17 protein-coding genes are annotated in these 17,379 nt (G+C 72.3%); 3 read left to right on the forward strand and 14 right to left on the reverse strand.

The features are described 5' to 3' along the window. The first annotated feature begins 1 nt into the window (after position 1). Positions 2 to 886 carry a MurR/RpiR family transcriptional regulator gene (locus tag DI005_RS32620; RefSeq protein WP_113644644.1) on the forward strand — a complete coding sequence of 295 codons (885 nt, stop codon included), beginning with the start codon at positions 2 to 4 and terminating at the stop codon, positions 884 to 886. 52 nt (positions 887 to 938) lie between these two features. On the opposite strand, the gene DI005_RS32625 is transcribed toward DI005_RS32620, so the two are convergent. Further along, entirely contained in the window at positions 939 to 1,859 is a 921-nt protein-coding gene (locus tag DI005_RS32625; RefSeq protein WP_113644645.1) for a sulfite exporter TauE/SafE family protein, read from the reverse strand. A gap of 63 nt (positions 1,860 to 1,922) precedes the next feature. Next, the gene (locus tag DI005_RS39805) at positions 1,923 to 2,045 is read right to left on the reverse strand and encodes a putative leader peptide (RefSeq protein ID WP_369973642.1); all 123 of its coding nucleotides are present in this window, start codon (positions 2,043 to 2,045) and stop codon (positions 1,923 to 1,925) included. Positions 2,046 to 2,211: 166 nt separating this feature from the next. Between DI005_RS39805 and DI005_RS32630 the strand changes: the two genes are divergently transcribed. Beyond that, positions 2,212 to 3,399 carry an ROK family transcriptional regulator gene (locus DI005_RS32630; protein WP_113644646.1) on the forward strand — a complete coding sequence of 396 codons (1,188 nt, stop codon included), beginning with the start codon at positions 2,212 to 2,214 and terminating at the stop codon, positions 3,397 to 3,399. A gap of 366 nt (positions 3,400 to 3,765) precedes the next feature. Here the strand turns inward: DI005_RS32630 and DI005_RS32640 are convergent, their stop codons facing one another. From DI005_RS32640 to DI005_RS32690, 11 genes are read right to left on the reverse strand one after another with little or no spacing between them, the layout of a single operon-like run. Next, positions 3,766 to 5,604, reverse strand: a complete 1,839-nt coding sequence (locus tag DI005_RS32640; protein WP_113644648.1) for a long-chain fatty acid--CoA ligase — start codon at positions 5,602 to 5,604, stop codon at positions 3,766 to 3,768. A 14-nt stretch (positions 5,605 to 5,618) separates the two neighbouring features. Next, positions 5,619 to 6,233 (reverse strand): VirB8/TrbF family protein, encoded by a 615-nt coding sequence (locus DI005_RS32645; RefSeq protein WP_113644649.1) that lies wholly within the window; start codon positions 6,231 to 6,233, stop codon positions 5,619 to 5,621. Beyond that, positions 6,233 to 7,432, reverse strand: coding sequence for an MlaD family protein (locus DI005_RS32650; protein WP_113644650.1), 1,200 nt, complete (start codon positions 7,430 to 7,432; stop codon positions 6,233 to 6,235). The genes DI005_RS32645 and DI005_RS32650 overlap by 1 nt, the downstream gene beginning before the upstream one ends. Then, on the reverse strand, positions 7,429 to 8,466 hold the full coding sequence (locus DI005_RS32655) for an MCE family protein (RefSeq protein WP_113644651.1): 1,038 nt from the start codon (positions 8,464 to 8,466) through the stop codon (positions 7,429 to 7,431). Before DI005_RS32655 ends, DI005_RS32650 begins: the two co-directional genes overlap by 4 nt. Beyond that, on the reverse strand, positions 8,463 to 9,560 hold the full coding sequence (locus DI005_RS32660) for an MCE family protein (RefSeq protein WP_113644652.1): 1,098 nt from the start codon (positions 9,558 to 9,560) through the stop codon (positions 8,463 to 8,465). The genes DI005_RS32655 and DI005_RS32660 overlap by 4 nt, the downstream gene beginning before the upstream one ends. Then, positions 9,557 to 10,546: an MCE family protein gene (locus tag DI005_RS32665; RefSeq protein WP_113644653.1), complete on the reverse strand. Its 990-nt coding sequence runs from the start codon at positions 10,544 to 10,546 to the stop codon at positions 9,557 to 9,559. Before DI005_RS32665 ends, DI005_RS32660 begins: the two co-directional genes overlap by 4 nt. Further along, complete coding sequence (locus DI005_RS32670) at positions 10,543 to 11,538, reverse strand: MCE family protein (protein WP_113644654.1); 996 nt, start codon at positions 11,536 to 11,538, stop codon at positions 10,543 to 10,545. The genes DI005_RS32665 and DI005_RS32670 overlap by 4 nt, the downstream gene beginning before the upstream one ends. After that, positions 11,535 to 12,764: an MCE family protein gene (locus DI005_RS32675; RefSeq protein WP_113644655.1), complete on the reverse strand. Its 1,230-nt coding sequence runs from the start codon at positions 12,762 to 12,764 to the stop codon at positions 11,535 to 11,537. Before DI005_RS32675 ends, DI005_RS32670 begins: the two co-directional genes overlap by 4 nt. Positions 12,765 to 12,766: 2 nt before the next feature. Then, the gene (locus tag DI005_RS32680; RefSeq protein WP_112268767.1) at positions 12,767 to 13,615 is read right to left on the reverse strand and encodes an ABC transporter permease; all 849 of its coding nucleotides are present in this window, start codon (positions 13,613 to 13,615) and stop codon (positions 12,767 to 12,769) included. Next, positions 13,615 to 14,424 carry an ABC transporter permease gene (locus tag DI005_RS32685; RefSeq protein WP_113644656.1) on the reverse strand — a complete coding sequence of 270 codons (810 nt, stop codon included), beginning with the start codon at positions 14,422 to 14,424 and terminating at the stop codon, positions 13,615 to 13,617. The genes DI005_RS32680 and DI005_RS32685 overlap by 1 nt, the downstream gene beginning before the upstream one ends. Beyond that, positions 14,424 to 15,311 carry an oxygenase MpaB family protein gene (locus DI005_RS32690; RefSeq protein WP_113644657.1) on the reverse strand — a complete coding sequence of 296 codons (888 nt, stop codon included), beginning with the start codon at positions 15,309 to 15,311 and terminating at the stop codon, positions 14,424 to 14,426. Before DI005_RS32690 ends, DI005_RS32685 begins: the two co-directional genes overlap by 1 nt. A gap of 142 nt (positions 15,312 to 15,453) precedes the next feature. On the opposite strand from DI005_RS32690, the gene DI005_RS32695 reads away from it, so the two are divergent. Continuing rightward, complete coding sequence (locus tag DI005_RS32695) at positions 15,454 to 16,647, forward strand: TetR/AcrR family transcriptional regulator (protein ID WP_112268773.1); 1,194 nt, start codon at positions 15,454 to 15,456, stop codon at positions 16,645 to 16,647. A 97-nt stretch (positions 16,648 to 16,744) separates the two neighbouring features. On the opposite strand, the gene DI005_RS32700 is transcribed toward DI005_RS32695, so the two are convergent. Next, positions 16,745 to 17,329 (reverse strand): TetR/AcrR family transcriptional regulator, encoded by a 585-nt coding sequence (locus DI005_RS32700; protein ID WP_113644658.1) that lies wholly within the window; start codon positions 17,327 to 17,329, stop codon positions 16,745 to 16,747. Positions 17,330 to 17,379 lie beyond the last annotated feature (50 nt).

Consider the following 17,379-nt stretch of genomic DNA (forward strand, 5'->3'; position numbering starts at 1 on the left):
CATGACGACCGACGCACCCGCGACGTTCGACGAGCTGGCCGGGCGGCTGCAGCGCACGCTGCCCGAGCTGTCGCGCTCCCACCGGCTGCTCGCCGAGCGGGTGCTGGCCGACCCCGAGGGCGTCGCGTTCATGACCGTGTCCGACCTGGCGTCGGCGGTGGGCGTGAACGAGGCGACCGTGGTGCGCTTCGCCACCGCGGTGGGCTTCAAGGGGTTCCCCGAGCTCAAGCGGGTCTGCCGGGAGCGGCTGCGCGAGCAGGCCCAGCTGCTGCGCCGGTTCGACAGCCTCGAACAGCGGGGCGACGGCGGGGGCGGCTGGCTGCCCCGGCAGGCCGCGGAGCTGGACTCGGCCAACATCGCGAGGACGTTCGCGCGGCTGGACGACGCGAGCTGGGACGCCACCGTGCGGCTGCTGGCGGAGGCCCCCCGCGTGCACGTGCTCGGGCTGCGCAAGTGCCACGCGCCCGCTTATCTGCTCGGCTACCTGCTGCGGATGGTGCGGGAGGACGCCGAGACGATCACGGGGGAGGCCGGGTCGCTCACCGACAGCCTGCGCAGGGTTCGCGACGGCGACGCGTTCGTAGCGATCTCCATCCACCGCTACAGCGCCGACACGGTGCGCGCGACGGAGTGGGCGAGCAAGCGAGGGGCGCGGTGCGTGGCGCTGACGGACAACGCGTCGTCGCCGCTGGTGCCGCTGGTGGAGCAGGCGTTCTTCGTGGACGCGGCCGGCCCGGCGGTGCTGCGCTCGGTGACCGCGTTCACGGCGCTGACGCAGGCGCTGGTCGCCGGGGTGGCGCAGGTGCTCGGCCACGAGGTCAGGGACACCCTGCTGCGTGACGAGGCGCTGCTGGACGAGTTCGGCGTCTACGAACAGCGCGGTTGACGCGAGCCGGCCGCCGCGGTGATCCACCGCGGCGGCCGGTCCTGTTGCGGGCTCAGGGAGCCGGCTGACGCTCCGGGTCGGCGTCGGTCTCGCCGGCGATCTCGTTGACCCGCTTCTCCTCGCGGACCGAGCGGATCGCCGCGGCGAGTCCCACCGCCCAGAGCACGCCGATCGCGGTGAGCACGACCGTGGTGAGCGTGTCACCTGCCTCGAACTCCTTGAGCAGCGTCCTGGCGTTGGTGAAGACGATCAGCCCGCCGGCCGCGGCGCCCAGGATGCGGGGCGGCAGCCTGCGCACCAGCCACGCGGCGAACGGGGCGGCGATGATGCCACCGATCATCAGCCCGGCGACCACCGTGTAGTTCAGGTCGTGCTCGTCGGAAAGGGCGAACAGGAAGCCGACGCTCGCGGCCAGCGCGACGATGAACTCGGACGTGTCGACCGAGCCGACCACCTTGCGCGGCTCGAGCCTGCCCGAGGAGAGCAGCGTGGTGGTGGCCACCGGGCCCCAGCCGCCGCCACCGCTCGCGTCCACGAACCCGGCCACCAGGCCCAGCGGCGCCAGCATGCGGGCGCCGGGGCGCTTCGTGGTGATCAGCTTGCCGAGCTTGAGGAAGGCGAACCGGATGAGCACGTACAGGCCGAGCACGAGCAGGATCGTGGTGATCCAGACGGAGGCGGACTCCGTCGAGAGCGAGGTCAGCACGTAGGCCCCCAGCACCGCGCCGAGCGCGCCGGGGAGCGCGAGAATACCCACCGTGCGCCAGTCGATGTTGCGGAACTTCCAGTGGGAGATCCCCGAGGCCAGCGACGTGCCCACCTCGGCGAGGTGCACGGCCGCCGAGGCCACCGCGGGCACGGTGCCCGCCGCGACCAGCGTCGTGGTGGCCGTCACGCCGAATGCCATGCCGAGCGAGCCGTCGACGAGCTGCGCGAGAAAACCGGCCAGTCCGAACAGCAGGAGTGTTTGCATGCAGACCTCAGCTTCGAAGGAAACCGCGAGCGTTCAGCGCCGCGGTGAGGGCGGGGACGTTGTTCAGAAAGCGCGGCACAAGGCGGAACCGACCCGCAGCAGGTCGATGTGCCGCCGCTCGACGAGCACTGCCGATTGCCCTCCCATGCCCCGATCGTGGCAGACGTCCACGAGCTGGTCCAACATTTCTCACGATTTGAAAGGATTACTTGCAAGGTGTTTCTTAATGCGTGAAATTAAATCATTGGTAATGCCGTGAAATTAACTGTGGCGATCATCCCGAGTGCCGGAATCGTTTGACAGGGCAGCGACGGACGTATTGATTTCACCCGTGAAGAAAGCGAGGTTGGGTGTGGCGAAAAGGTTGCCCGCGGCGGTCCGGGACGTGCCGGGGGCCGGAGGGGTCCGCGAGTCCAACGCCGCGGCGGTGCTGGGCGCGATCAGGGCGGACGGCCCGCTCTCGCGCGCGGCCATCGCGCGGCTCACGGGGCTGAGCATGCCCACCGTGAGCCGTCAGGTCGCCGCGCTCGCGGAGCTGGAGCTGCTGCGCGAGGTGCCCGGCCTGCCGGCCACGAGGGAGGTGGGCAGGCCCACGGTGCCGGTGGACCTCAACGACGACGTGATCGCCGCGTGTGGCGTGCACATCGGCATCACGACCACCACCTACGGCCTCACCAACCTGCGCGGCGGGCTGCTCGGCAGCGAGCGCATCGCGACCCCGTCGGGCGAGCCCGAGAAGGTGCTCGGCGCCATCGCCGACGAGGTCGGGGCGTTCCTGCGAGGCTGGCCGGAGCGCAAGATCATCGGCGTCGGCCTCGCCATCGGCGGGCAGGTGGACGCCGAGCACGGGCTGCTCCACCACGGCCCGCTGGGCTGGCGCGGCGTGCCCGCCCGCGCCGTGCTGGAGGGTGTGACCGGGCTGCCGGTGCACCTCGACGGTCACGTGCCCGCCATGGCCACCGCGGAGCTGCTGTTCGGCGCGGCGGGCAGGGCGCACAGCTCGTTGTACTTCTACGCGCGCGAGATGGTCGGCGTCGCGATCGCGGTGGACGGGGTGCTGCACCGGGGGCCCGGCCAGTCCGGCAGCATCGCCCACCTGCCCGTGGGCGGTGACGTGCGCTGCGCCTGCGGCCGCACCGGCTGCCTCGAGGCGACGGTCGCCGAGCGGGCCGTGGTGGAGCGGGCCGTGCGCGCGGGCGTGATCGCCGAGCCGCACTTCGGCCTGCTCCGCGGCGCGGCCGCGGCCGGGGACCAGGACGCCGACCGGATCCTCACCGAGCGCGCGAGAGCGCTCGGGCGCGCCGTCGGCATCCTGCGTGACGTCGTCAACCCCGAGCTGGTGGTACTCGGCGGGCAGGCCGTCACCGACGCGCCCGCCTACCTGGAGGAACTGCTCGGCGCGTTCCGGGAGACCACCGCGCTACCGGGTACCGATCTGGTCGAGGTGACCCAGTTCGGACCCGACGTGCAGGCGATGGCGGCGTGCACGGGCCTGCTGACGCAGCTCTACGACCACCCCCTCTCGATCCTGGGCGCGTAGCCCGCGCGAGTTCCGCGCTCGGGACGGCGAGTCCCCCGTTCGGGACGGCGAGTTGCGCGCTCGGGACGGCGAGTTGCGCGTTCGGGACGGCGAGTTCTGCGCTCGGGCCCGCGAGTTGCGCGCTCGGGACGGCGAGTTGCGCGTTCGGGACGGCGAGTTGCGCGCTCGGGACGGCGAGTCCCCCGTTCGGGACGGCGAGTTGCGCGTTCGGGACCGCGAGTGCCCCTTCCGGGCGTGAGTTGCCCGTTCCCGCCCCCGGGCCGAAGCGAACCGGAACGCACGACTCGCGAACCGGAACGCACGACTCGCGGACCGGAGTGCGCACTCGCGGACCGGGGTGCGCGACTCGCGGGCGGGAACGCACGGTCACTGTGTGGTCTTTACCTCCGTCGCGTAGAGGGACTCGATGTCGGCGGCGTAGCGGTCGGCGATGACGCGCCGTTTGAGCTTCAGCGTGGGCGTCAGCTCGCCGCTCTCGGGTGTCCACGGCCTCGCCAGCACGTGGTAGCGCTTCACCTGCTCCGGCCGGGACAGCTCCTCGTTGGCACCGTCGACGGCGCGCTGCAGTTCCTCCCGCACGACCGGGTGCGCCGCCAGCTCGCCGAGGTCCGTGGTCTCGAGGCCGCGCGCCTTGGCCCACGCGGGCGCCGCCTCCTCGTCGAGCACCAGCAGCGCCGTCACGTACGGCCGCTGGTCGCCGATGACGGCGGCGTAGCCCACCAGCGGGTGCGTGCGCAGCAGGCCCTCGGCCCTGCTGGGAGCGATGTTCTTGCCGCTGGAGGTGATGATCAGCTCCTTCTTGCGGTCGGTGATCCGCAGGAAGCCGTCGTCGTCGACGGTGCCGATGTCCCCGGTGGCGAGCCAGCCTTCGTCGTCGGTCGCGCGTTCGATGGTGCCGTCGGCGGAGAGATAGCCCTCGAACACCAGCGGGCCGCGCACCTCGATCTCGCCGTCCTCGGCCAGCCGCAGCTCCATGCCCGGCATCGGCATGCCCACGGTGCCCGCCCGGTACTTGTCGACGAACGTCGTGGTCGCCGCGCCCGTCGTCTCCGAAAGGCCCCACACCTCCATGATCGTGATGCCGAGGCTGCCGAAGAACTCCAGCACCGAAGCGGGAATCGGCGCCGCGCCGCTGCCGAAGCGGGTCGCCTTGTCGAGCCCGAGCTGCTCGCGCAGCGGCCGCAGCACCGCGCCGTCCGCCTGTCCGAACGCCGCCGCGACCTCGGCGGGCGGCTCGCTGCCGTCGGCGCGGATCTCGTACACCCGCGCGGCCACCTCGCGGGCCTTGTCGATCGGCGCGCGGTGCGCCTGCGGCAGGGATCCGAGGATGCCCTGGATCCCGGCGGCCATCTTCTCCCACACCCTCGGCACGCCGAAGAAACCGTGCGGGCGCACCTCTTTCAGCGTGGGCAGCAGCTGTGTCTGATCAGGACAGACGGTGACGTGGGCCGCGCTGAACACCGGCAGGTACATGCCGAGCACCCGCTCGGCGATGTGGGCCAGCGGCAGGTAGGCCACCAGACGGGGGTTCGGCTCCACCGGGTTGAGCAGCTCCTGCGCCGCGCTCTGGTAGATGACGTTGGTGTGGCTGAGCACCACGCCCTTGGGGGTGCCGGTGGTGCCCGACGTGTAGATCATCGTCACCGGGTCGGCGGCCCGGACGGCGTCGGTCCAGCGCTCCAGCTCGGCCGGATCCCGGCGGTGCAGCTCGCCGCCGCCGCTCATGAGGTCGTCCCACGCGACGAACCGGGCGTCGCCCTCCGGGATCGCGGTGGCGTCGAGGACGACCACGGCGCGCAGCGCGGGCAGCGCGCCGAGCACCGGGCCCCACCGGTGCAGCTGGGCGGCGCCCTCCAGCACGATCACGGTGGCCGCGCTGTGGGTGGCGACGTGGCGGACCTGCTCGGTGCTCAGGGTCGCGTAGGTCGTGCACGGCAGCGCGCCGAGGTGCACGGCGGCGAAGTCGGCGACCCAGTGCTCCGGCCTGGCGGAGACGTCGATGAGCACGCGGTCGCCGTGCCGCAGCCCGGCGGCCTTGAGCCCGTGGGCGGCGAAGGCCACGGCCTCGCGCAGCTCCGCCCAGCTCAGCGTCGTGCCGTTGCCGGTCAGCGCCGGTTTACCGCCGTGTTCCCTGGCGTTGCGGCGGATCAGGGACGGGACCGTCCAGGTCCCGGCGCTCTCGCGGACTTCGGATGCGGTTGTCACAGCGGGTGCTCCTCTCACAGCAGCTTGACGTCGTCGACGAGCCAGCGCTCGTCCTGGTGCAGCAGGGTCATCTGCATGCGGTTGCGGTCGATGCGTGGCTGCGGGCTGTTGGTGTTGGTGATGGTCTGGTCCACGAAGAGCACCACGACGGCGCGGTCGCTGTCGGCCTCGACGACGCCGGCCGTCAGCACCGCCCCCTTGGAGACGGCCTCGTGCTGCTTGATCAGCTCGGTGAGGTTGCGGCTCACCTGCCGGTACTGCTCGGCGAACCTCCCGGTGGCGCCTGCCTCGACGGCGCTGAAGTTGCCCTGGAGGTCGTTGAAGTCGTACGACGAGAGATCGGTGGCGTAGCGTTTCGCCGCGGCGAGCGCCTCGGTGCGAGCCGTCTCGGCGGCCTGGTGCGCCGCGAACCGGGCGCCCAGGTAGCCGCCCGCGCCCAGCAGCGCCGCGACGGCGAGCACGGCCAGCAGCAGTCTCGGCCTCGGCCGCCTTGACCTCTGCTCGGGCGGGTCCTCCTCGGTGGGCGGGGTGTCGTCGGTGGTGCCGGCCTCGTCCTCGTCCTCCGGCTTCTCGTCCACTGTGGACCTGGGTTTCGGCGACGGCTTCCGGTCGGCGATGGTGATGCGCATCATTGGACTCCTTGCAACAGGATCGAGGACCAGGACCGGGGGCCGAGCACGGAGCTCTGCCCGCCCGTCGCGCCGAGCCGGAAAGGCATCTCCTGCCCGGACGCGGCGTCGTAGGCGGGGACCGGGGCCGGTGTCCCGCCAGGGCGTGGCGCGTTGAGCGCGCCGCGCTGCTCGAGGTCGGCCGAGGGCACGCAGTTCCACGTGAGCACCGGCTCGCGCGGTGCGGTGTCGGTTGGCGTGCGGCGTGGTGTGTCGTTGTAGCACACCGGTCCCTGCGTGCCGACGAGGTAGAAGCTCGCGGTGTCGCCCTTGACGATGCCGCCCAGCTCGCCGAACGCTTGCGGCATCGAGATGAGCAGCTGTTCCACGGCGGGCGCCCGCATGCCCACCAACTGCGTGGTGCTCACGAGGTTGCCGAGCAGCGTGGCGAGCGCGGGTTCGTTCTCCCGCATGAGGTCCACCACCTGGCGCGTGGGCGCCGGGACGTCGTGCAGGAGCGTGCGGATCGCGGGCTCGTTGCCGCGCAGGCTGCCGGTGAGCGACCGCAGTGCCGAGGTCAGCTCGCGCAGCCTGCCGCCGTCGGCGAGCAGCCTGCCGTTGTCGATGATCCGCTGGATCTGCGGTGTTCGTTCCCTGGCGAGGTCCAGCAGCTCGCGGACGTTGTCCACGGTGCGGGTCAGCTCGGGCGCGGTGCCGCTCAGTCCCGTGGCGAGTGCCTCGCCGACCACGGCCACGTCGTCGGCGGGCAGCGTGTCGGCGAGCGCCATGAAGTCTTCGAGCAGGGTCTCCAGCGGCAGCGGCCTGCGGGTGTCCTCGCCCTCGATGACGGCGCCGTCGGCGAGGTAGGGCGGGTTCTCGTGCTCCGGCCGCAGGTCGACCCGCAGGATCGCGAGCGGGCTGTCCATCGTGACCACCGCGGTCGCACCGGCCGGGATGCGGCTGTCCGGGTCCACCGACAGCACCACGTCCACGCCGGTCCCGCTCCCGGCGATGCGCACGTCGGTGACCTCGCCGACGCCCACACCGCGGTAGGTGACCTGGGAGCCGATCGTCGCGCCGCCGGTGTCGGGCATCCGCACCGTGACGGTGAGCGGGTCGCGCAGCGCGGTCGGGCCCAGCACGTTGGTCGCGACGTAGTAGCTGCACGCCAGGCCGATGACGGCGAACAGGGCGAGCTGGACGACGGCGAGGCGGTTCACCTGGCACCGCCTTCCAGCAGGGCGGTCAGGTCGCCGACCACCGGCTGGGACGCGCCACCGAAGTCGGGGTTCAGGATCTCCGCGATGGTCAGCGGCACCTCCAGCGTGCCGTCGAGCATGAGGTAGTCGCCGGGGGTCGCTTCCCGCAGCAGCACGGTGAAGTTCTGCAGGCTCGTCAGCGTGGGGCCGAGCCTGCCCTGAAGGGATGCGAGGTTGTCGAGCACGGGCCGCAGCCGGGCCAGCTGGCCGGTGAACGCCGAGCCGGTCTCGTCGAGCAGGCCCTGTGCCGCGGTGCCCAGCGAGTTGACGTTGCCGAGCAGCGCGGTGAACCGCTCGCGTTCGGCCAGCAGTGCCCGCAACGCCGGCTCGATCTCGGTGAGCGCGCGCTCCAGCGTGGGCCGGTTCGCTGCGAGCTGACCAGACAGCGCGTGCATCGAGTCGATCGCGCTGACGAGCTCACCGCTGCGGGCGTCGAGGGAACCGAGCACCGTGTCGAGCTCGGCGAGCAGGCCGCGGACCTTACCCGCGCGGCCGCCGAGCGCCGTGTTGGCCTCGCTGACGATCGTGCGAACCTGGTCGATGCCGGAGCCGTTGAGCAGCGTGCCCACCACGGCGAGGGTGCTCTCCACATCGGGGCCGCGGGAGGTGCGCTCCAGCGGGATGGCCGGGCGCTGCGCCAGCGTCGGCCCGTCCCGCCGCGGCGGCGGCTCGAGCACCACGAACTCCTCACCGAGCGCGGAGGTCAGCTCCAGCCTGGCGCGCGTGTTCGCGGGAAGCTCCACATCGGACTGGATGTCGAGCTCGACGATCGCGCGGTAGTCCTCGGTGCGGATCTCCGCCACGCGGCCGACCGTGGCCTGGCCGATCTGCACCATACCGCCGACGGGCAGGCCGGCGGCGTCGGTGAACTCGGCCGTGACGCGGTAGACCGGGCCCTCGGCGCCGGAGATGCCCGCGGCGTTCTGCAGGCTGAGCCCGCAGCCCGACGCGAGCGCGGCGGTGGCGAGCAGGGGCAGCCACGCGAGGCGTCTCATCGGCCACCTCCGTTCAGCGCGGCGTCGAGCCCGAGCGCGTCCGGCACCCGGGGCGGGAACGGGATCGGGTTGTAGAGGCCCGCGCCGGAGCAGAGCGGGATCGGGATCCGCTCGCACAGCCGCGCGGTGGCGGGGAACTGGCTGAGGTTGGTGGAGATGTCGAGCCGGAGCCGTAGCCGCTCGTCGTCGGTCACGGCGCGGCTGAAGTTGTCGAGCGCGAGTGGCAGCGTGTCGATCGTCTCGGCCAGCTCCCGCTGGTGCGCCACGAGGTTGGTGCTCAGGTCGGTCAGCCGGGACAGGTCGCCGGTCAGCTGGTCGCCGTGCTCGTCCAGCAGCCTGCCGAACGTGCCGAGCGCGCGGGAGAGCTGGTCGATGGACCGGGTCACCGCGTCCTGCTGCTCGGCGAAGTCGCCCGCCGCCTGGGACACCGTGGTGGTCAGCGTGTCCACTGTGGATCGGTGGTCGGCGAGCAGCCGCGCGAGCCGGTCCACGTTGTCGAGCACGGCGCCGATGTCGCCGGTGCCGCCCGCGACGAGGTCGGTGGCCTGGGTGATGTCGGTGACGGCGTCGCGCAGGGCCTGCCCGTTGCCGCCGAGCGAGTCCGCGGCGCTGCTCAGGAGCGCGCCGACGCCGCCCTCGGCGTTGGCCCCGGTGGGGCCGAGCGCGGTGAGCAGCTCGTGCAGCGAATCCGTCAGCTGGTCCCACTGCACGGGCGTGTGCGTGCGCTGGACCGGGATCACGGCGCCGTCGGCGAGTGCGGGGCCGCCGGTGTGGGCGGGGGAGAGCTCGACGAACCGGTCGCTGATCACGGCGGGGCTCATGATGTAGGCGTGCGCGTCGCGCGGGACGCGCGTGTCCGAGGGCAGGCTCATCGTCACCCGCACCGTCGCCCCGCGGGGCTCGACCTCCTCGACGGTGCCGACGGGGACGCCGAGCACGGCGACGCGGCTGCCGGCGAAGACGCCGCTCGCCGAGGGGAAGTCGGCGGAGATCCGCAGCTGCGGCTCCGGCCGGAGGAACGTGTACCAGCCGACGGCCGCGACGAGCGCCAGCGCGAGGACGACGGAGAGCGTGCGGGAGAGCGAGCGTGTCATCGGCAGCCCTCCAGCAGTCCGGCGAGGCACAGCAGGTTGTCCGGGATCGGCCCGGCCGGTCCGGCGACCTCGCCCCACGGCCCGTTGCCGGTGGCGTTGGCGAGGTATCGGCTGCCGGGCCCGAGCAAGCGCAGCACCTCGCTGATCGCGGCGTCCCCGCGCGCGAGCGTGTCGGTGACGGTGTGCAGGTCGTTCAGCAGCGGGCCGAGCAGTGGCTCGTTCTCGCGCAGCAGCTCGTCGAGGGCCGTGGTGAGCGTGTCGACGTCGGTGATCAGTTGCCGGATCACCGCGCGGCGCGAGTTCAGCGTCTGCGCCACCAGCTCGGCGTCGCCGAGCATCGTGACGAGGGTTTCGCGCTGGTCGAGCAGCTCGGTGGTGAGCGTTCGCACGCCGCCGAGCAGGTCGCGGAACTGGCCGTTGCGGTCGCCGACGATCTCGGTCGCGCGGCTGACCCCGCCCAGCGCCTGGCCCAGCAGCTCCCCGTTCGGCGCCTTGTCCTGCAGCGTCGCGATCATGGTGCGCAGCCGCCCGGTGTCGAGCTCCTCGGTGGTGCGCACGGCGTCGGTGCCGAGGGCGTCGAGGCTGTAGGGCACCTGGGTGCGGTGCAGCGGGATCGTGCCGTCCGCGAGCGTTCCGGACCCGCCCGGCCGCACCGCGAGGTAGCGGGTGCCGAGTACGGTCGCAAGCTTCACCGCGGCGGTGGTGGTCTCGCCGAGCGGCTGGCCGTTGTCGAGCCGGAACCGCACCCGCACCCGGTCGCCGGCGAGCTCGACGCCGGTGACCCGCCCTGCCGGAACGCCGGCGACGTGCACCTGGTCGCCCTCGGTGAGCCCGGCCGCGTTGGCGAACTCGGCGGTGTAGGCGTCGGTCGACGCCTGGAACGTCAGCCTCGGCACGAGAATGGCGGCGCCGACGAGCACCGCGAGCGCCAGCGCTGCGACGGCGCCGCCGAACGCCGGGCCGCGGCGAGCGAGGAAACCGCTCATCGGCAGACCTCCGAATGCGGTCCCATGCCGAGGTCGAGCGGGGCGCCGCCGATGATGTCGATGCTGAGATTGCAGACGTAGACGTTGACCCACGTGCCGTAGTCGAGGGTCCGCCCCACCGTGCCCATGAAGTCGGGCATCCCCCGCAGCAGCGTCTCGAAGCGTTCCTGGTTGGCGACGAGCTCGCCGCTCACGGTCTTGAGCGCCCGCACATCCCCCGTCAGGTGTGGCTCGATGTCGCCGAGCAGGCGGGTGAGCGAGCCGGCGAGCGCGGAGCCGCTGTCGAGCGCGGCGGCGATCTCCCCGCGGCTGTCCGCGGCGAACGACGTCAGGTCGGCGAGGCTCGTGACGAGCCCGCGCAGGTCGTCGCGGTGGGCGTTCATCGTGTCCATGGCCGCGGTCAGGTTGGTCATGACCTCGCCGAGCACCTCGTCGCGGCTGTCGAGTGTGCCGGTCAGGGAGATCACCTTGCTGAGCAGCCCGTCGATCGACGTGGTCTCGCCCTGGAAGACGGCGACGATCTCGCCCGCGAGCTGGTTAACCTGCCCGGGGTCGATCGCGTCGAACAGCGGCTTGAACCCGTTGAACAGCGCGGTGAGGTCGAGCGGGGGCCTGGTGCGCTCCACCGGGATCGTCGCGCCGGGCTCCAGCTCGCCCTCTCCGTCGGTGAGCGCGAGGTAGCGGGAGCCGAGCAGGTCGGCGTAGCGGATCACGGCCTGCCCGTTCGCGGCGACGCGCTGGTCCGCCCGCACCTCGAACGTCACGTGGGCCCGGCCGTCGCGCAGCTCCAGCGCGGTGACCTTGCCGACGCGCACGCCCGCGACGTTCACCCGCGAACCCGGGTTCAGTCCCTGCGCGTCGGTGAACACGGCGTGGTAGGTCACCGTGTCGCCGGTGAGCGGATCGGTGAGCGTGTTGATCACGAGCACCGCCGAGAGCGTGCACACGGCGACGAACGCGGTGAGCTTGGCGAGGGTGGCGCGGACGTTCACGGGACCACCACCCGCGAGCCGCGCAGCAGCGGGCCGAGCAGCAGCGTGAGCAGGTCGGGCTGCTGGTTCCGTGCGGTCGGCTCCGGCAGCAGCGGCGTGAGCTCCTCGACCGTCCGTTTCTCCTGCGGGCTGCCCACCGGGCCGGTGAGCCCGCCCGGCGCGGGTGTCCGCTGTTCGGACCGCGCGGGCACCGGATCGCCGCAGTTGGGGCCGTCCAGGCCGGGATAGCGAGGGCAGTCCTCGGCGGTGTAGGGGTAGGGCTGGTCGAACGTCAGCGCCGCGCTGATCTTGAACCGGCCGGTCGCGAACACGCGTTCGGCGCCCTGGAGGAAGAAGCCGGCCGCGTCGAGCACCTCCTCGGCGGCATCGGGGTGACGGCCGAGGACGTCGGCGATCGGCTCGGTGCTGTGCGCGAGCCGGATGACGCGATCGGCATTGCCGACGAGCATGCGCTCCGACTGGGCAGTGAGGTCGATCCCGGCGGCGAGCACCTCACCGAGCGACCGCCGCTCGGCCACCACGGTCCGCGACAGGGCCACGGCGTCGTCGAGGGCACGCATCAGGTCCGGCGCGCTCGCCGAGAGGTCGCGGACCAGCTCGGCGACGGTGGTGAGGTCCTCGCCGAGCGAGTCGATCAGTGGCCGCGCCGTGCCGGTGAGCTCGGCGGCGTCGTCGATCATGGCGCCCAGCTCCGCACCCCGGCCACGCAGCGTGTCGGCCAGCGCCGTCAGCGCGGCCTGCAACTCGGCCGGGCGCAGCGCCGTGATCAGCTCGTAGAGGCGCGCGTAGGCGTCGTAGAGCCGCACCGTGCGGCCCGAGGTGTCGGCCGTGAGCACGGCGCCCCCGGCGAGACTGCCCTCCGGCTCGGCGCCCCGTGGCACGGCGAGGTCGATGTACTGGTCGCCGAAGAGCGTCCTGGGCAGCAGCCGCACCTGGACGTTGGCGGGAACCCGGTCCAGCAGCGCCGGATCCAGGTCCAGGCTCAGGTTCGAACCGCCGGGACCGCCGTCGACCGCGGCGAGCCTGCCGACCGGCACACCCCGGAACTGCACGGGCGAGTCGTCCCGGATCGGACCCGCCGAAACCGGGAGGGTGGCGGTGACGGCGGCGCCGCCGCTGGACGAGCCCTCGCCGGTGGCGACGAGCGCGACCGACCCCGTCACGAGCGCGATCGCGACGGCGAGCCCGCGCAGCGCGAGCGAGGCCCTGCTGGTCTCCCGTGCCATGCCTACGTCCCCAGTCCCGGCAACGTGGGCCTCGGGCCCCAGAACGCGAGCGTCAGGACGACGTCCAGCACCGTCACGGCGACGATGCTCGTGCGCAGCGCGCGGCCAGCCGCCTTGCCGACGCCCTCGGGCCCGCCGCCGGCGTAGTAGCCGTATCCACAGTGGACCAGCGTGATGATCATCGCGAAGATCACGGCCTTGAGCAGGGAGTACCCGACGTCGGTGGGCGTGAGCACCAGGTGGAAGTAGTAGTCGTAGGTGCCACTGGACTGGCCCTTGATGTTGACCACGGCGAGGTTGGTCGCCGCGTAGGAGGCGAACAGGCCCACCAGGTACAGCGGGATCACCGAGATGAACGCCGCGGCCATGCGCGTGCTCACGAGGAATGGCAGCGAGGGCACGGCCATCGTCTCCAGCGCGTCGATCTCGTCGGAGATCCGCATGGCGCCCAGCTGGGCGGTGAACCCGGTCCCGACCTTGGCGGCGAGCGCGATGCTCGCCACCACAGGGGCGATCTCGCGGGTGTTGACGAGCGCGGACATCAGGCCGGTCATGGGGGAGAGGCCGATGAGGTCGAGCCCCCGGTAGCCCTCGAGGCCGATCTGGGTGCTGGCGACGGCCGACATGGCGAAGACGACGCCGATGGTGCCGCCCCCGGCGAGCAGCGACGCCGAGCCGAAGCTGATCTCGCTGACGTGCCGGATGACGTGCCGCCAGTACCGCCGCATCGCGGTGGGCACGTGCAGCAGGACCCTGGCGTAGAACGTCGAGTGCAGGCCGAGCGCGGCGAAGGCGTCGACCACCGGTCTGGCAGCGCGTGCGGGGTACCCGCCGAGGATGCCGACCGCCATCAGTACGCCCCGCGTGCGGGCACGATCGCCGAGTACAGCTCGGTGAGCACGGTGTTGGCGACGAACACGAGGATGAACGCCAGCACCACCGCCTCGTTCACCGCGTCGCCGACGCCGCTCGGACCGCCCTTGGCCGTGAGCCCCTTGAAGCACGCCACGAGCGCGGCGAGGATCCCGAAGCACACGGCCTTGAGCTCGGCGACGAGGAAGTCCTCCAGCCGGGAGAACTGGGTCAGGCTCGCCAGGAAGCTACCCGGCGAGTCGCCGAGCACGATCACCTGGAACGCGAAGCTCGCGGTGATCCCGACGGCCATCACGAGGCAGGCCAGCAGCGCGGTGACGAGGATCGCCGCGAGCACCCTGGGCACCACGAACCGCTCCACCGCGGGGATGCCCATCACCTCCATGGCGTCGACCTCCTCGCGGATCTTGCGAGCGCCGAGGTCCGCGCACATCGCGGAGCCGCCGACGCCGGAGATCATCAGCGCGCAGATCAGCGGGGAGGCCTGCGCGACGATCACGAACGCCACCACCGCGCCGCCGTAGCCCTCGGCGCCGAGCTGTCCCGCCATCGAGCCGACGTTGAGCGCCACCACCACGCCGAGCGGGATCGTGACGAGCAGGGACGGGAAGGTGGTGACGGACGCGAGGAACCATGCCTGCTCCAGCACCTCACGCCAGGCGAGCCTGCGCCGGGCGAGGACGGTGCCGAGTGTGGAGAAGGTGCGCACGGAGAAGTTCAGCAGCATGCCGACCTGCGTGAACGCGTCGCCGAGCGCCGTGCGGGACGGTGGCGCCTCGAAGCTCATCACGCCGCCCGTACGGACCTTGGTGAACCGGTATTCGCACGCGCCCTCTTGCGGGCGCGGAGCACGACCCCGTAGGCGAGCGGGGCGAGGCGCAGCGGCTCGGGTGCCCTGCGGTACATCGCCCGCACCGTGCGGGCGAAGCGTTCCAGCCTGCGCTGGTCACGATCGGTCCACGGCAGGCCGAGCCGTTCGCGCAGCACGGGAGGCAGGGTACCCACCGTCGTCATCCGCACCAGCCTGCCCGACGGCACCGCAACGACCTTCCACAGTGGATCCGGGAGCAGTGGCCACGGCTTCTTCGGGTGGGTGAGCGCGGCCAGCACGTCCTCGGTGCTCCGGTTGGCCTCCAGCGTCGAGTTCACCATCTCGTCGAAGTGCGACTGCGCGGCCTTCCAGCCGGGCGCGAGGTGCTGAGGCTTGATCCCGAGGGCGAGGCCGACGGCGCGGAACTCGCGCCACATCCGCTCCAGCTCGGCGTCGGTGAAGGGCTCGCCGAACCACGCGGCGGTGTCCACCATGTACTTCGCGAGCGTGAGGTGCACCCACGCGTAGGCCTCGGGATCGAGCGCGTGGTAGCGCCTGCCCTCGGAGTCGACGCCCTTGATGCCCTTGTGCAGCTCGAGCAGCCTGCGGCCCTCGGCGTGGGCGCCCTGGCCCATGCCGTACACGAAGCGGATGGTCGACAGGTGCGTGCGCCAGGCCCGCACCCACGGCTTCTCCTTGAACTCGGAGTGGTCGAGCACCCCGGCGCCCACCACCGGATGCGCCACCTGCAGCAGCAGGCCGGTGCCCGCCAGGAAGACCCCCGGTGCGGCGGCGAAGCGTTCCCACGTCACCGAGCCGGGCCCGGGCAGCTCGCCCGCTCCGGCCATGGTGTCGTCGTCCATGACTGGCCTCCGTGATGGCACCGTTGCGAATCCCGATTAACCTAGCTGTTTGACATGGGTCGTTGTCAAGTCGTGCTCGATCCGCCCGAGTAGAGTCGAATCGTTAGCCAGGACAACGGTTGTGCGAGTCGGAGGTCACGCGATGAAGCAGTCGGAGCCCGTGCCCGCGGCGCCGACCCGGAGCCGGACCGACCGAAAATCCCAGCTCGCCACGATCGCCGCGAACCTGTTCTGCGAACGCGGCTACCACGCCGTCGGCCTCGGGGACATCGCGACCGAGGCCGGCATCACGGGCCCCGCGATCTACAAGCACTTCCGGAACAAGCAGGCGATCCTGGCCTACGCGGCGGCGGACCTCGCCTCGGCGATCGAAGGGGTGCTGGCCGAGGTGCCCGCTTCCGGACCGCCGTGGGAACGGCTCGACCAGGTGGTCCGCGCGCTGAGCGCCGTCGTGGTCGAGCGGCGCCGGGGCGTGCAGCTCTACCAGTGGGAGCGCCGCTACCTGGACGCGGACGACCACGCGCGGTTCACCGCGACGATCACCTCGCTCGTCGGCGCGATCGCCGACCTCCTCGGCAAGGCCCGGCCCCGGCTGCCCGCCGCCGACCGCACGACGCTGGCGGCCGCGGCGTGCAGCGCGATCGCGAGTCTCTCCACCCACCGCACGCAGGTCTCCCCGAGGGTCGCCGCGGCTGGGCTGCGCGCGATCGCGCTGGGCGTGCTCGCCACCGGGCTGCCGCCCCGGCTCGCCGCCGCCGGGAACGGGCACCCGCTTCCGGCCGCCATCGGCGACTTCGTGTCCCGCCGCGAGCGGCTACTGGTGTCGGCGCTGCGGCCGTTCCGCGAGCGCGGGTTCCACGCCGTGACGATGGAGGACATCGGTGCCGCCGCCGGTATCGGCGGGTCCAGCGTGTACCGGCACTTCGCCAGCAAGGGCGACCTCCTCGCCGCCGTCTACTACCGGGCGGCCGACCGGCTCGCCGTCGCCACGAGCACGGCGATCGAAGGGGCGCGCGACCCTGGGGAGGCGCTGCGCAGGCTGGTGGACGCCTACATCGAGTTCTCCTATCTGGACAGTGACCTGGCCGCGGTCTACCTGTCGGAGTACGGGAACCTGCCCGCCGACGACCGGCACGCGCTGCGCAAGGTGCAGCGCGAGCACGTGGAGCAGTGGGTGCGGCTCGTGGTCGCCGTGCGGGAGGACACGCGCACCAGCTACGCGCGGCTGGCCGTGCACGCGGCGCTCAACATCGTGCACGACCTCTCGATGGCCCGGCACCGGCACACCGACGCCGACCAGATCAAGCACCTGGTCTTCGCCGCGCTCGCGAGCTAGCGGCGCGGCTCAGGCTCGGCAGTGAAGGCCACCTTCACTGCGTTGGGCGCAGTGAAGGTGGCCTTCACTGCGGTTCGGCCCCTGCGCTCCGGCGCCCTCAGCCGCGTTCGCCGAAGAGCAGGCCTGCCGTGTTCCGGAAGAGGTCCTCGGGTGCGCGATCGGCCACGAGGCGGCGGAGGTTGTCGCCCCGCCACAGGGTCGCGAACCCGTGGGCGAGCGACCACGCGGCGATCGTGGCGAGCCCAGTGTCGTCGCCCCGCCGGGCGGCCGGCATCGCGGCGACCCCGTCGCGCAGCACCCGGCCCGTGCGTTCCTGCGCGGCGACGAGCTCGGGCGCGTCGCGGTGGTGCAGGTCCGGCCGGAACATCACCTCGAAGTGCGCGGGATGGTCCAGCGCGAAGCGGACGTAGCGCACCCCCAGCTCCTCCAGCCTGGCCGAGCCGGCGCCGAGTGCCTCCCCGAACGCCGCCGCGAGCAGCTCGTACCCCTCCACGGCCAGCGCGGTGAGCAGGCCGGCCTTGTCCTTGAAGTGATGCGCGGGCGCGGCGTGGGAGACGCCGGCGCGCCGGGCGAGGTCACGCAGGCTGACCGCGCCTGGGCCCTCCGCGGTGATCACCTCGATCGCGGCGTCGAGAACGGCACGGCGCAGGTCGCCGTGGTGGTACGAGCGGAGTGCGGCCATGCGGGCATCCTACGACGAGTCTAGTCATTGACAAGTTTAGGGCCCGGCTG

The sequence above is a fragment of the Prauserella sp. PE36 genome (genome assembly GCF_003311655.1).
GTDB lineage: Bacteria > Actinomycetota > Actinomycetes > Mycobacteriales > Pseudonocardiaceae > Prauserella_A > Prauserella_A endophytica.

Coding starts and splice junctions, on each gene's coding strand:
- DI005_RS32620 (WP_113644644.1), top strand. CDS start 2: ATGACGACCGACGCACCCGCGACGTTCGACGAGCTGGCCGGGCGGCTG.
- DI005_RS32625 (WP_113644645.1), bottom strand. CDS start 1,859: ATGCAAACACTCCTGCTGTTCGGACTGGCCGGTTTTCTCGCGCAGCTC.
- DI005_RS39805 (WP_369973642.1), bottom strand. CDS start 2,045: ATGTTGGACCAGCTCGTGGACGTCTGCCACGATCGGGGCATGGGAGGG.
- DI005_RS32645 (WP_113644649.1), bottom strand. CDS start 6,233: ATGCGCATCACCATCGCCGACCGGAAGCCGTCGCCGAAACCCAGGTCC.
- DI005_RS32655 (WP_113644651.1), bottom strand. CDS start 8,466: ATGAGACGCCTCGCGTGGCTGCCCCTGCTCGCCACCGCCGCGCTCGCG.
- DI005_RS32660 (WP_113644652.1), bottom strand. CDS start 9,560: ATGACACGCTCGCTCTCCCGCACGCTCTCCGTCGTCCTCGCGCTGGCG.
- DI005_RS32665 (WP_113644653.1), bottom strand. CDS start 10,546: ATGAGCGGTTTCCTCGCTCGCCGCGGCCCGGCGTTCGGCGGCGCCGTC.
- DI005_RS32675 (WP_113644655.1), bottom strand. CDS start 12,764: ATGGCACGGGAGACCAGCAGGGCCTCGCTCGCGCTGCGCGGGCTCGCC.
- DI005_RS32680 (WP_112268767.1), bottom strand. CDS start 13,615: ATGGCGGTCGGCATCCTCGGCGGGTACCCCGCACGCGCTGCCAGACCG.
- DI005_RS32685 (WP_113644656.1), bottom strand. CDS start 14,424: ATGAGCTTCGAGGCGCCACCGTCCCGCACGGCGCTCGGCGACGCGTTC.
- DI005_RS32690 (WP_113644657.1), bottom strand. CDS start 15,311: ATGGACGACGACACCATGGCCGGAGCGGGCGAGCTGCCCGGGCCCGGC.
- DI005_RS32695 (WP_112268773.1), top strand. CDS start 15,454: ATGAAGCAGTCGGAGCCCGTGCCCGCGGCGCCGACCCGGAGCCGGACC.
- DI005_RS32700 (WP_113644658.1), bottom strand. CDS start 17,329: ATGGCCGCACTCCGCTCGTACCACCACGGCGACCTGCGCCGTGCCGTT.